Genomic DNA, 13363 nt, shown 5'->3' on the forward strand with positions numbered 1-13363 from the left:
CCTGGTGATCGGCCTGATCGCCGTGACGCGCTGACGAAGGCGTCTCAGGCGTCGCCGACGACGCCGGCCTCGTCCTGCGCCTGCAGCACGTCGGGCCGCGGCATCGAGATGATGTTGTAGCCGGAATCGACGAAGTGGATCTCGCCGGTGACGCCGCCGGAGAGGTCGGACAGCAGGTAGAGCGCCGAGCCGCCGACATCGTCGAGCGTCACGGTGCGCCGCAGCGGCGCATGTGCCCTCTGGTGGTTGAACATCAGGCGCGCGTCGGCGATTCCGGCGCCGGCCAGCGTCCGCATCGGCCCAGCCGACAGGGCGTTCACCCGGATGCCGTCCGGGCCGAGATCGGTGGCGAGGTAGCGCACGGACGCCTCGAGCGCGGCCTTGGCCACGCCCATCACGTTGTAATTCGGCATCACGCGGGTGGAGCCGCCGTAGGTCAGCGTCAGGAGCGAGCCGCCCTCGCGCATGCGCTTGGCCGCCCGCTGCGCGATCTCGGTGAACGAGAAGCACGAGATCGTCATGGTCCGCGAGAAGTTCTCGCGGGTGGTCACGTCGACGTAGCGACCCTTCAGCTGCGCCTTGTCGGAAAAGCCGATGGCGTGGACGACGAAATCGAGGGTGCCGCCGAAGCGCTCGTCCAGGGCCGCGAAGGTCGCGTCCACGGAGGCGAGGTCTTCCACGTCGCAGGGCAGGACGATATCGGAATCGAGCCGGGCGGCGAGCGGCGTGACGCGCTTGCCGAGGGCATCGCCCTGATAGGTGAAGGCAAGCTTCGCACCGTGCTGATGCAGGGTTCTGGCGATGCCCCAGCCGATCGAGTGGTCGTTGGCCACGCCCATGATCAGGCCGCGCTTGCCCGCCATCAAACCCGTCATCCGATCCGTCACTCCCGAGCGATGCGCCTCTCCGGGCGCAGTAGACAGGGACCGACGCTTAGGCGCGGGGGGCGGCGCTGTCCAATCGGCAACGAGGAAAAAACGAAAGCCCCGCCATCCGGCGGGGCTCGATGACGGCCGAAGGGGGCGTTCGCGCTAGAAGTAGCCGCGCGTCTGGGCCTTGGCGTCGTCGATCAGCGCCTGCTTGGCGTAGATGCCGGCCGAGCCGACGATCACCGCAGCCAGCACGAATCCGATCAGGACGAAGGTCATGCGCGCGTCGCTCCCAGGCATGGCTTTCCGACGAAACCGGAACCGGAAGCATGGGTTCCGGTGGTTAACGATCCCTTTCGCCGCGGATCGTTCCCGAATGCCGTGTCGGTCGCCGCCGGGGGAGGATCGCAGGTCTTGCTCGACGCGTCAGGCGTCGACGTTCTTCAGCACCAGGGTCGCGTTGGTGCCGCCGAAACCGAACGAGTTCGACAGCACGTGCCCGAGCTTGGCCCCGTCCCGGCGCTCGCGCAGGATCGGCATATCGGCGAAGGCGGGATCGAGCTCGTCGATGTGCGCGCTCGCGCTGATGAAGCCGTTGTTCATCATCAGCAGGGCGTAGATCGCTTCCTGGACGCCGGTGGCGCCGAGCGAGTGGCCGGTGAGAGACTTCGTCGCCGCGATCGGCGGGCAGGCCTCGCCGCGGCCGAAGACCTCGCGGATCGCCTCGATCTCCTTCTCGTCGCCCACCGGCGTGGAGGTGGCGTGCGGGTTGATGTAGTCGATCGGTGCGCCCTTCAGGCCTTCCATCGCCTGGCGCATGCAGCGCACCGCGCCCTCGCCGGACGGCGCCACCATGTCGTACCCGTCCGAGGTCGCGCCGTAGCCGGCGATCTCGCCGTAGATCCGCGCGCCGCGCGCCTTGGCGTGCTCGTATTCCTCGAGCACGAGCACGCCGGCGCCGCCCGCGATGACGAAGCCGTCGCGGTTCGCGTCGTAGGCGCGCGAGGCCCGCTCGGGCGTCGCGTTGAACTTCGAGGACATCGCGCCCATCGCGTCGAACAGGACGGAGAGCGTCCAGTCGAGATCCTCGCAGCCGCCGGCGAAGATGATGTCCTGGCGGCCGCCCTGGATGATCTCGGCGGCGTTGCCGATGCAATGGTTCGACGTCGCGCAGGCGGAGGCGATCGAGTAGTTGACGCCCTTGATCTTGAACCAGGTCGCCAGCGTCGCCGACGCGGTCGAGGACATCGCCTTCGGCACCGCGAACGGGCCGACCCGCTTGGGGCCCTTCTCGCGGGCGATCGCCGCCGATTCCACGATCACGCGGGTCGAGGGACCGCCCGAGCCCATGATGATGCCGGTGCGCTCGTTAGAGACGTCGGCGGCTTCGAGACCCGAATCGCGGATCGCCTGATCCATCGCGACGTGGTTCCAGGCGCTGCCGCCGCCGTGGAAGCGCATGGCGCGGCGGTCGACGATGCCCTCAGGGTCGAGGTCGGGCCGGCCGGAGACCTGGCTGCGGAAGCCGTGCTCGGCGTGGGACCCATCGCGCGTGATCCCGGACCGCCCTTCGCGGAGCGAGGCGAGCACTTCCTGGGTGTTGTTTCCGATGGATGAGACGATGCCCATCCCGGTGACGACGACACGGCGCATGAAAGAACTCGTCTCCACGGCGACGCCCCCCCGGATGGGGCGAACGTCACGCTTCCTCGTCAGCTAGGATGCCGCCGGCCTGTTTCCAACCGGCGAGGACGCGCCTCGTTGCGCGAGACGCGTCGGAATCAGGTCCGCCGCTCAGCTCTGGAACAACGCGACGCGCAGGTCCTTGGCCTCGTAGATCCGCTTGCCGTCGGCTTCCAGCCATCCGTCGGCGATGCCGAGGACGAGCTTGCCGGTCCGGACCCGACGCAGGTCGACGCCGTAGACCACCTGCTTGACCGTCGGCAGGACCTGGTCCGTGAACTTGACCTCGCCGACGCCGAGCGCCCGGCCGCGGCCGGGCGAACCGAGCCAGCCGAGATGGAAGCCGACGAGCTGCCAGAGGGCGTCGAGCCCGAGGCAGCCCGGCATCACCGGGTCGCCCTTGAAGTGGCAGGAGAAGAACCAGAGGTCGGGCCGGATGTCGAACTCGGCGCGCACCAGGCCCTTGCCGTGGGCGCCGCCCTCGGCACCGATCTCGGTGATGCGGTCGAACATCAGCATCGGCGGCAGCGGCAGCTGGGCGTTGCCCGCGCCAAAGAGTTCGCCGCGCCCGCAGGCGAGCAGGTCCTCGTAGGAATACTGCGAGGCGCGGGGGGCGGTCTGTTCGGTGTCGGACGTCATGAAGGCGGGTCGGTCCTCGTGTCGCGAGCTTCGGTCGGCGGGCCCGGGCCGGCTTCGGCGCCGGCACGCGTGCCGTACACGGGGCGAACCGCGCACTCGGCGGCCTCGTTAGCATAGGCGCGGAGCCGGTTCCAAGCTGGCGCGAACGATGCGACCGTCACGCGGAGCGGGGGAGGGCCGACCGCGGCGTGTTGCGAGCCGGCGACCGTTCCCATATACACGGAAGCGAAATTCTTCATCCCTCGCGAGCGTTCAGTCCCTCCGATGTCCGAACTGCTGTCCCTACAGGCCGCGCTCAACGCCCGGATCCCGGCCCTTTCGGGGGATGCATCGGGTGCCGCCCGCCGTGGCTGTCCGCTCTCGGACCTGCGCGACCGTTTGCGGCGCGCCGGCCTGCGCCCGACGCGCCAGCGCCTGTCGCTCGGTTGGCTGCTGTTCGGGCGCGGCGACCGCCATCTGACGGCGGAAATGCTCTACGACGAGGCGATGCGCGCCAAGGTCCCGGTGTCGCTGGCGACGGTCTACAACACCCTTCACCAGTTCACCGAGGCGGGCCTGCTGCGCCAGCTCGCCCTCGACGGGTCGAAGGCCTACTTCGACACCAACCCGTCGGAGCACCACCACTTCTTCCTCGAGGACGAGGGGCAGGTGCTGGACATGCCCGATTGCGGCATCACCGTCGAATCGCTGCCCGACGCGCCGGAAGGCATGGAGATCGCCGGCGTCGAGGTGATCGTCCGCCTGCGCCGCCGGCCCGGCACGCGCCGCCAGAGCTGAGCAGCCGCCGAACCTTCCAGACTCAAGAAAAGGGCCCGGTGCGAACCGGGCCCTTTTCTTTCTAGTCGACCTTCTCGTTCGGGTAGACGCCCCAGAGGCGGTCCTGGTGGATGTAGCCGTCGACGTCGTGCTTCGAGGGCAGGGCGACGACGAGGCGGCACCACAATCCGGTGCAGGTCTTCACGCTGCCGATCACGCCCGCCTCCAGGCGGGCCTCGTCCTCGGCGCCGTCGTCGGCGCGCGCGCGCAGCGGGATCGCGGCCTTGTCGGCGCCCTTGGACGCGGTGACGATTGCGGTCCGGCGGCCGGAGAGCAACGAGTGCAGGACCCAACCCTCGGTCCCCTCCGAATCGCGGATGCGGCGCCAGGTCTCGAACTCGGCGACGATCTCGACCGGCATGCCGGCGCGCTGGAACACCCACAGGGTGCGGTGATCCTTCGAGGGCCCCTCGCGCAGGTTGACGCGATCGGTCTTCAGGCTGGCATAGCGCGGCAGCGGCAACTTGGTGACGGGCCCGATTCCGGATTCGGGACCACCGCTCGCTGCGGCCCATGCCGTCCCGATCGAAGCCGGCAGGGTGAGGGTGGGCGACGCCAGGAGGGCGGCGCCCACGAAGAAGAGCCGAGCCAGCCGCATCGTCCATCTCCTGATCTTCGCGCGTCGGCGACAGAACGCCTGCGCCGCGGGCTGGTGCCGCCGCGGCACTTCGGATTGTGTTCCGGCCTGCCTCTGGTAGAGAGGCCGGAAGCCGTCCGCTCCTGTCTGGCGGAGCTCGGTTAACGGAGCTTGAAACCGGGAACGGGACCGGTCCACGATGCGTCGACGCCGCGCGAGGCGTTCGTGTCGGGCCTGCCCGAACCGGTGATGGGAGAGAAGATGTCGTTGAAGCGCAAGCCGCTCGTCGTCGTGACGCGACGCCTGCCGGACGCGGTCGAGACGCGGATGCGCGAGCTGTTCGATGCGCGGCTGAACCACGACGACGCCCCGCTCTCGTCCGATCGGATCGCCGCCGCGATGCGCGAGGCGGACGTGCTGGTCCCGACCGTTACCGACAAGATCGACGCCGGCCTCCTCGCCCAGGCCGGGCCGAACCTGCGATTGATCGCCAATTTTGGCAACGGCGTCGACCACATCGACGTGGGCGGGGCGCTGGAGCGCGGCATCACCGTCACCAACACGCCCGGCGTCCTGACCGAGGACACCGCCGACATGACCATGGCGCTGATCCTCGCCGTCGCGCGGCGGGTGCCCGAGGGCGCGCGCATCATTCCGGACGACGACTGGACCACGGGCTGGTCGCCGACCTGGATGCTCGGGCGCCGCATCACCGGCAAGCGCCTCGGCATCGTCGGCATGGGCCGGATTGGGCAGGCGCTCGCCCGCCGCGCCAAGGCGTTCGGCCTGCAGATCCACTACCACAACCGCCGCCGGGTCCCGGCCGCGATCGAGGCCGGGCTGGAGGCGACCTACTGGGAATCGCTCGACCAGATGCTGGCGCGCGTCGACATCGTGTCGGTGAACTGCCCGCACACGCCCGCCACCTACCATCTGCTTTCGGCCCGCCGCCTCAAGCTGCTCAAGCCCGAGGCGATCGTCGTGAACACCGCCCGCGGCGAAGTGATCGACGAGAACGCGCTCGCCCGCCTGATCGAGGCCGGCGAGATCTCGGCGGCCGGCCTCGACGTGTTCGAGCAGGAGCCCGCGGTGAGCCCGCGCCTGATCAAGCTCGCAAAGTCCGGCAAGGTCGTGCTGCTGCCGCATATGGGCTCGGCCACGTTCGAGAGCCGGATCGACATGGGCGAGAAGGTCATCATCAACATCAAGACTTTCATGGACGGCCACCGCCCGCCGGATCGGATCCTGCCCAGCATGCTCTGAGCCAGAGTTGGGACACGGCATGGGGATGGTGAGCGCCGTAACGCGGCCTCCGCCTGGGTCCGGATCCCGGCGGGGGCGTCGCCCGAGCGCATCTTCGCCGTGATGGGCCGCGAGCGCCTCGGCTGGTGCGATGCCGACCTGACGGTCCGCGATCGGTGGCAGCGCGTCTGGGCCGCCGGCCGCATCGGCACCGGGCAGCATCGTCCGTGCGTCGGGCTCGGTCTGATCGGAGGAGCCGGCGACCGGTTCCAGTCCCGCGACTGGCATCTTCACGAGGGGCCGGTCCCCGATTGGGCCGCCCCGCCGCCCGCGGGATCGGCCGTGCGAGAGGTCCTGCACGGCCTTCTCGGACGACGCACCTAGAGGCGGCTTCGCGGAATCCTCGAAGATCGCTCAGGTCGGACGCGGATCAGGCCACGTCGCCGCTCACCGCGACCCGCGCATCGGCGCTCTGGAACAGCCGCTCGCTGGTGAGCTTCAGGAAGCTGAAGCCGAATTCCGGGTTCTGGTAGTAGAGCTGCTTGACCGCGGAATAAGGCACCTCCAGCGCCCGGCCGGCCTCGGTGCAGACTAGCGAGGCCGTGCGCCTGTTGCCCGGCGAGAGCAGGCCGAGCTCGCCGACGATGCCGCCGACCCGCACCTCGATCCCGTATTCCGGGATGCGGAAGCAGCCGGCCTCGACGTAGTACATCATCGTCGCCGCCTCGCCCTTGGCGAACAGCGATGCCCCGGCCGCGAAGGCCCGCTCCGTGCCGTAGGGCTTCAGCCAGTCGAGGGAGAGGTCGCCGTCGGCGGCCTTCTCCACGTCGCGCACCAGCCGGACCATCTGCCAGAGCCGCCAGGCGTTGAACGGGATCTGGATCGCCTCCGTCAGCACCACCGGCATGCTGCCGATCAGCAGGCCGTAGGTGATGACCGCGGCGCTCGCCACGAGCGAGATGATCCGCAGCGGGATCATCGTGCTCATCGCCGAGGCCGAAATGGTCAGCGCCGTCCCGAGATAGCCGATGCCCTCGACCCAATTCATCAGACGGCCTCTTCCCGCATCGCGATCATCCGTCCCCTGATGCATCGCGTTTCAGGCTCGACCGCAAGACGATCCGGCGCCGCCGCCTCATCCCGTCACGCGGCTGTGCCCATCCGGATACGCTCCGCCACGGCGTCGGCCGCCCGCACACCCTCGGCATAGGCGCCCCCGGTCGTGCCCCACTGCTCGCGCGACAGCGCCTCGCCGGCGAACCAGATCCGCTCGCCGACCGCCGCGTGCAGCGTTCGGCGCGCGCCGGCGTGGCCCGGCGGCACCGACGCCCAGGAGCCGCGCGACCAGGGATCGTGGCGCCATTCGCTCACGGCGGGGATCGACAGGTCGTGGAGGCGGCGGGCGCCGAAATGATCGGCCAGCGTCGCGCGCACGCGGCGGCGCAGACCGTCTTCGCCGGTGCCGGCGGCATCGATCTCGGCGGCCCCGACCGAGTCGAGCTCGAAATAGTGGAACGGCGTCCCGTCGATGCGGGTGAGCAGGCCCGGCGGGCTGAAGCGTCCGCCGAAGAGGCTTGCGAGACGGTCCCGCCCGCGGAACGGGCTCGACGGCCAGTGCAGCACCGCGTGCTCGTAGATGCCGACCCGGAACCCGTCGATCGCGGCACGGATCGGCGCGGGCAGGGCCGGCGAGAAGGCGACGCTGTCGCGCAGCACCATCATCGGCACCGTCACGATCACGGCGCGGGCCTTCAGGGTCCGCCCGTCCGCGGTGGTGACGCGAACGCCGGCTCCCGTCCAGTCGATGCACGCGATGGGGCAGTCGAGCGCGATCGGCAGCCCCTGGGCCAGCCGCGCGAGGTAGCCGCCGTAGCCGCCGGCGACGAAGTAGTTGTCGCCGTATTCCATGCTCGGGAAATCCTTGAGCGAGACCTCCTCCAGCGGCCGTCCGGACACCAGACCGTGGACCAGCGCGACGCGGGCGCCCCAGGGGCCGAGGCCGCGGGGCAGGGCGCTCGCCGCCGCACGGTCCGGGCCGCCCGCGGCGGCGCCTGCATGCATCGCCCGGTCGGCGCGGTCGAAGGCCCGGGCGGAGGCCGCGACCTCGGACGGGCGCCCGGGGCGACGTCCGACCCAGACGTGGCCCTCCTGGGCTGCCCGGCGCAGGGGCTCGCCGCGCTCGAAGCCCAATTGGACGAGGGGGTTGATCGGGCCCGCGTGAAGCCAGTGCGCCCCGAGGTCGACCGCATGGCCGCGCAGCATCGTCGCGACCGTGCGCCCACCGACGCGGTCGCGCGCCTCGAGCACCGCGACGGACAGGCCGGCGGCGATCAGCGTCCGCGCGGCGGCGATCCCGGCAGCGCCCGCGCCGACCACGATCACGTCCGGGTCCGCGGGCAGCGGGGCGAGCCTGGGCGCGACGCTCGGCCGGAACCGGGCATGCGAAGGTGCCGTCTCGTGCATCGAGGTCATTGCGCGGATCGCGATCCTTCTCGTCGTTCTCATTCCGGGTCCGTCGCGCGTTTCAGCCAACCCGCCGGCCCGAGGCCGACGAGACGCAAGCGGTGCTCTTGCGGCGGACGGATCGGGACACCACAACCGCGATGCGCCGATCGGCGGCGGGAGACGGGATCACGGCATGCTCATCCAGGCGGCGCTCGCGGCCCTGCGCCAGACCTTCTCCCCGCCGCTCCGCGCGATCCTGTGGAAGTCGCTCGGGTTGACGCTCGGCATCCTGGCGCTGGCCTGGTTCGGGCTGACGCGATTGATTCAGTGGTTCCAGGCGAGCCACCACATCTCGCAATCCTACCCCATCCTCGACAGCCTCGCCTACTTCCTGGCCGGGTTCGGGCTGTTCGTCGCGCTGGCCTACCTGATGCCCGCGGTCTCGATCCTGGTGGCGGGGTTCTTCCTCGACGACGCCGCCGAGATCGTCGAGCGCACCGACTTCCCCGACGACCCGCCCGGCCGCCCGATGCCGTGGGGCGCAGCGATGCTCTACGCCCTGCGCTTCGCCGGCCTGACCCTGGTGGTGAACCTTGCTGCGCTGATCATCTTCTTCGTGCCGGTGATCGGGCTGGCGGCCTTCTTCGCCGCCAACGCCTACCTGCTGTCGCGCGAGTATTTCGAGATGGCCGCGGCCCGCTACCGGCCGCTGGCGGAGGCCGGCGCGATGCGCCGGACGTTCTCGGGCACGACGATCGCGGCGGGCTGCCTGCTGGCCGGGATGATGGTTGTCCCGGTGCTCAACCTGCTGACGCCGCTGTTCGGCATCGCGCTGATGGTCCACGTCCACAAGCGGCTGGCGCACCGCCTGCCGGCCCCCGCCCTGCAGGGACGGCTCCGGTAGCGGCCTAGCTCCGGCTGCCCCAGCGCCGGCCCATGCCGGGCGAGCCGCCGGCGTCGGCCCCGATCGCCGGACCGGACGCCCGCATCGGACGGTGCTGCGAGCCCTCGCCCATCGGGGTCGGCGCGATCGAGTCGGGTATCTCGGCCTGCTCCTCGGTGCCGCGGCCCTTAGCGAACTGCCCGGCGGCTCGGAAGCGCCAGAGATAGCCCGGCACCACCGCCTCGGCGGCGGTCGGCTGGATGCCGAGCCCCTCGAAGCTGCGGCCCTCCGCCTTGGCGGCCTCCGAGACGACGTTGTCGTTCTGCAGCAGAACGACCTGATCGCGGGTGAGCTTGAGGTCGGCCGGCAGCAGCCCGAAGGTCAGGGTGTCGGCGATCTCCATGGCACGGGCCTGGATCTTGGCGATCGGCAGCGGCAGCGACACCACCATGCGCTTGCGCATCGTCGTGTCGAGCATGTAGCGCACGAGGTGATCCAGCGTCGCGACCTCGGGCCCGCCGAGCTCGTAGACCTTGCCGCCGGGCACGCGTCCGTCGGTGGCCAGCGCGATCGCCTCGGCGACGTCGCCGACGAAGACGGGCTGGAAGCGCGACTCGGCCCCGGCCAGCGGCAGCACCGGCAGGAACCGGGCGAGGCTGGCGAAGCGGTTGAAGAAGCTGTCGCCCGGCCCGAAGACCAGGGAGGGCCGGAACACGACGGCGTCGGGACGTGCGGCGAACACCGCGGCCTCGCCCTCGGCCTTGGTGCGGGCATAGCGCGATTCGGAGTTCGGGTCGGCGCCGATCGCGGACACGTGGATCATCGCGGCGCCGACCTTGGCCGCCGCCCGCGCGATCAAGCCGGGGCCTTCGGCCTGGAGGCGCGAGAAGCTTTGGGCGCCGGTTTCCTGAAGGATGCCGACGAGGTTGATCACCACGTCCGCACCCTCGACCGCCCGCACGACCGAGTCGGGGTATCGCAGGTTCGCCTGCACGGCGATGATCTGGCCGACCTTCCCGAGCGGCTGCAGGAACAGGGCGAGATCGGGACGGCGGACGGCGACCCGGATGCGGTAGCCGCGCTTGGCCAGCGCCCGAACCACGTGCCGGCCGAGGAAGCCCGAGCCGCCGAAGATGGTGACCAACTGCGAAGCGGGCCGCGTCAGGGACGGGGTCAGCAGGACGGTGTTCGGAGTGCTGGAGCCGGTCATCGCCTCGTCTCGGTCTGTGGGGCCTGCGGGCTCGGGGGCATCGCCACCCCCGGTCCGCCGTTCCTTAGACCATTTTTACCGGTCGCACGCGCCGGGCGGGCGACGAAACGACGATCTTGAACGTCGCATCCTGCAGGCGCGTACCGCCCGTCCCCGAATGGATCAGCGATCGCTCCGCAGGAGCCAACCAAGGCCGAATGCGGCGGCTGCGACGATCGCCAGGGTAGCGCCCTGGTTCTCCTCGGCGCGTTTCGCGACGTGGCGGCCATGGTGCTCCGCCCGGCCGCGGTAATGACGTCCGCGGCTCACGGCCTCGTCGGCGATGGCGCGGCCGCGCTCGCTCGCTTCGTCGATGAAATGCTCACCGTCGCGACGCCAGTCCCGCGCGGTCTCGCGCGCACGGCCGTAGGCGTTCTGCGCAACGCCCGCGGCCTGGTCGACGGCACCGTCGAGCTGGCGTCCGGCATCCCCGCCGACTGCACCCATCGCGGTCTTGGCGCGGCCGCGCAGGTTGCGCACGCCGCCTTCGAATCGATCCCGGTTCATGATCTCGTCCCTCGCATCGTGATCCGAAGGCCGGCAGCGCCGGCCTTCGCGGATGGGCACCGGGGCCGGCTCGCAGCCGCCCCGGTGCCGAGCGCTGGACGGATCAGATCTTCTTGACGGCGTCGGCGGCCTTCTGGGCCGCGCCCTTCACGCCGTCCTTGGCGTCGCCGACGGTCTTCTGGGCTTCGCCCTTCAGCTCCTGCGCCTTGCCCTCGGCCTGCAGCTTCTCGTTGCCGGTGACGTTGCCGACACCCTGCTTGACGTTGCCGACCGCCTCGTTGGCGAGGCCCTTGATCTTGTCCGTGGTGCTGCTCATCGGGACGCTCCCTGTGTGCTCAGCGATCCCGGCCCGGCCTCGCGACGACGCCGCGAAGCGTGACCGAACGCTGTCGGGATGTCCGAACGGCAAGCGCCCATGATGGTTCCAAATGCCCCCGCCACGCGCGAAAGCGTGATCGCCCGACGCTCGGGTCGGGCCCGATACGCGGCCCGACGTCTCGATCCTGCGGGGGGATGAGGCCGCCCGGCGGGACGCTTCGGCACCGGCGCGCGGTGCCTCTTCTAGATCTCGATCTCGGTCCCCACCTCCACCACCTGCCGCGTCGGCACGCCGAAGAAGGCGCCGGTGCGCTCGGCGTTGCGCTGCATGAAGGCGTAGAGGCTCTCGCGCCAGGGCTGCATCCCGCGGTCGTCGTTCTTCGGGATGATGGTCTCGTGGCCGATGAAGACCGTGAGGTCGTCGAGCATCTGCGGCGGCAGGCGGCGGTGCTCGACGGCGCAGGCCAGCCCATCGGGGATCGAGGCCTCCTCCATGAAGCCGTAGCGCAGGGTCACCCGGTAGAAGTCGGGCGCGAGGATCGTCACGTGGCTGCGCTCCTCGCGCGGCACGGTCGGGGTCTCCTCGTACTGGGCGGAGACAATCATCACCCGCTCCGGCAGGGCGTGGCTGCGCTCGACGAACCGCGACAGGTGCATCGGGATGCCGTGCATCGCCGCCGACAGGAACACGCCGGTTCCGCGGACCCGCACCAGGTCCTGGTGCTGAAGCGAGGCCAGGAACACGTCCTCGGGCTGGCGCAGGCCGACGCGGGCCTCCTCGACCAGCTGGTTGCCCCTGCGCCACGTCAGCATCATCAGCGCGACGAAGCCGGCGAGCACCAGCGGAAACCAGCCGCCCTCGAACAGCTTCACGCTGTTGGCCCCAAGGAAGACGAAGTCGATCAGCAGGAAGAAGCCGTTCACCGCCAGGATCGCCACGAGGTTGTAGCCCCATCGGCGGGCGATCAGCGCGGCGAGCAGCGTGGTGATCGCCATCAGCAGCGACACGGCAATGCCGTAGGCGCCGGCGAGCGCGTCGGACGATTCGAAGATCACGACGGCGGCGATGGTGGCGGCGGCGAGGAGCCAGTTCACCGCCGGCACGTAGATCTGCCCACGCTCCTCCGAGGCGGTCTGGACGATGTGCATCGGCGGCAGGAAGCCGAGCTGGACCGATTGCTGGGTCAGCGAGAACACACCCGAGATGATCGCCTGCGAGGCGATCACCGTCGCCATCGTCGCCAGCCCGATCAGCGGGTAATGCGCCCAGCCCGGCGCGAGCCGGTAGAACGGGTTCTCGATCGCGTCCGGCGAGGCCAGCAGCAGCGCGCCCTGGCCGAAATAGTTGATCACCAGGGCCGGCAGCACCAGGGCGAACCACGCCACGCGGATCGGCCGGGCGCCGAAATGCCCGAGGTCTGCATACATCGCCTCGCCGCCGGTGACCGCGAGGAAGGCCGCGCCCAGCATCGCGAAGCTCACGTGCCAGCCGGCATGGAGCAGGAATTCCACCGCCTTCAGGGGGTTCGCCGCCTGCAGGATCTCCGGCTTGTGCAGGATGCCGCCGATCCCCATCAGCGTGAGGACGACGAACCACAGCAGCATCACCGGCCCGAATATCCGCCCGATGAAGGCGACGCCCTTGCTCTGCACCAGGAACAGGGCGACGAGGATCGCGATCGTGATCGGCACGACGTAGCGGCCGAGCGCCGGCGCATCGACCTTCAGGCCCTCGATCGCCGAGAGCACCGAGATCGCCGGGGTGATCGCGCCGTCGCCGTAGAGAAGCGCCGCGCCGATCAGCCCGACGACGAGCAGCAGCGCCTTCCACGAGCGCGGCTTCGCATGGCGGGCGCCCAGCAGCGCCAGCATCGCGACGATGCCGCCCTCGCCGGCATTGTCGGCGCGCAGGATCAGCACCGCGTATTTCAGCGAGACGATCAGGATCAGCGCCCACAGGATCAGCGAGACCGCGCCGACCACCGCGATGGGGTCGGCGTTGCCGCCGCCGCTGGCGGCCCGCACCGCCTCCTTGTAGGCGTAGAGCGGGCTGGTGCCGATGTCGCCGTAGACTACCCCGAGCGCCCCAAGCAGCAGGGCCGGGCGGAACCTTCGTGCGGCGGCGGGCTCAGCGC

General features: G+C 70.4%; 13 protein-coding genes. 3 read left to right on the forward strand and 10 right to left on the reverse strand.

Annotated elements, in window-relative coordinates; all coding sequences use genetic code 11:
• Positions 1–44: 44 nt before the first annotated feature.
• The 3 genes from fabI to fabA form a co-directional block, all read right to left on the reverse strand.
• Complete coding sequence (gene fabI, locus MKK64_RS18550; protein WP_243936342.1) at positions 45–875, reverse strand: enoyl-ACP reductase FabI; 831 nt, start codon at positions 873–875, stop codon at positions 45–47.
• Positions 876–1295: 420 nt separating this feature from the next.
• The gene (gene fabB, locus MKK64_RS18555; protein WP_243936343.1) at positions 1296–2522 is read right to left on the reverse strand and encodes a beta-ketoacyl-ACP synthase I; all 1227 of its coding nucleotides are present in this window, start codon (positions 2520–2522) and stop codon (positions 1296–1298) included.
• 141 nt (positions 2523–2663) lie between these two features.
• Complete coding sequence (fabA, locus tag MKK64_RS18560; protein WP_147727714.1) at positions 2664–3191, reverse strand: 3-hydroxyacyl-[acyl-carrier-protein] dehydratase FabA; 528 nt, start codon at positions 3189–3191, stop codon at positions 2664–2666.
• Positions 3192–3455: 264 nt separating this feature from the next.
• Here fabA and irr point away from each other — a divergent pair, with 264 nt between their 5' ends.
• On the forward strand, positions 3456–3968 hold the full coding sequence (irr, locus tag MKK64_RS18565) for a Fur family transcriptional regulator Irr (protein ID WP_147727713.1): 513 nt from the start codon (positions 3456–3458) through the stop codon (positions 3966–3968).
• A 61-nt stretch (positions 3969–4029) separates the two neighbouring features.
• Here irr and MKK64_RS18570 read toward each other — a convergent pair whose 3' ends face one another.
• On the reverse strand, positions 4030–4605 hold the full coding sequence (locus tag MKK64_RS18570; protein WP_243936345.1) for an SH3 domain-containing protein: 576 nt from the start codon (positions 4603–4605) through the stop codon (positions 4030–4032).
• A 240-nt stretch (positions 4606–4845) separates the two neighbouring features.
• On the opposite strand from MKK64_RS18570, the gene MKK64_RS18575 reads away from it, so the two are divergent.
• The gene (locus MKK64_RS18575; protein WP_243936346.1) at positions 4846–5847 is read left to right on the forward strand and encodes a 2-hydroxyacid dehydrogenase; all 1002 of its coding nucleotides are present in this window, start codon (positions 4846–4848) and stop codon (positions 5845–5847) included.
• A 409-nt stretch (positions 5848–6256) separates the two neighbouring features.
• Here the strand turns inward: MKK64_RS18575 and MKK64_RS18580 are convergent, their stop codons facing one another.
• Positions 6257–6874, reverse strand: coding sequence for a Crp/Fnr family transcriptional regulator (locus MKK64_RS18580; protein WP_243936347.1), 618 nt, complete (start codon positions 6872–6874; stop codon positions 6257–6259).
• A gap of 95 nt (positions 6875–6969) precedes the next feature.
• Positions 6970–8298, reverse strand: coding sequence for a flavin monoamine oxidase family protein (locus MKK64_RS18585; protein ID WP_243936348.1), 1329 nt, complete (start codon positions 8296–8298; stop codon positions 6970–6972).
• A gap of 166 nt (positions 8299–8464) precedes the next feature.
• Here MKK64_RS18585 and MKK64_RS18590 point away from each other — a divergent pair, with 166 nt between their 5' ends.
• The gene (locus tag MKK64_RS18590) at positions 8465–9175 is read left to right on the forward strand and encodes a sulfate transporter family protein (protein ID WP_243936349.1); all 711 of its coding nucleotides are present in this window, start codon (positions 8465–8467) and stop codon (positions 9173–9175) included.
• Between the two features lie 4 nt (positions 9176–9179).
• Here the strand turns inward: MKK64_RS18590 and MKK64_RS18595 are convergent, their stop codons facing one another.
• From MKK64_RS18595 to MKK64_RS18610, 4 genes are all read right to left on the reverse strand, one after another.
• Complete coding sequence (locus MKK64_RS18595) at positions 9180–10364, reverse strand: complex I NDUFA9 subunit family protein (protein WP_243936350.1); 1185 nt, start codon at positions 10362–10364, stop codon at positions 9180–9182.
• 162 nt (positions 10365–10526) lie between these two features.
• Complete coding sequence (locus MKK64_RS18600; RefSeq protein ID WP_243936400.1) at positions 10527–10910, reverse strand: CsbD family protein; 384 nt, start codon at positions 10908–10910, stop codon at positions 10527–10529.
• Between the two features lie 103 nt (positions 10911–11013).
• Positions 11014–11226 (reverse strand): CsbD family protein, encoded by a 213-nt coding sequence (locus MKK64_RS18605; RefSeq protein WP_147727207.1) that lies wholly within the window; start codon positions 11224–11226, stop codon positions 11014–11016.
• A gap of 245 nt (positions 11227–11471) precedes the next feature.
• Entirely contained in the window at positions 11472–13325 is a 1854-nt protein-coding gene (locus tag MKK64_RS18610; RefSeq protein WP_243936401.1) for a potassium transporter Kup, read from the reverse strand.
• Positions 13326–13363 lie beyond the last annotated feature (38 nt).

Source organism: Methylobacterium sp. E-025 (assembly GCF_022829705.1).
Taxonomy (GTDB): domain Bacteria; phylum Pseudomonadota; class Alphaproteobacteria; order Rhizobiales; family Beijerinckiaceae; genus Methylobacterium.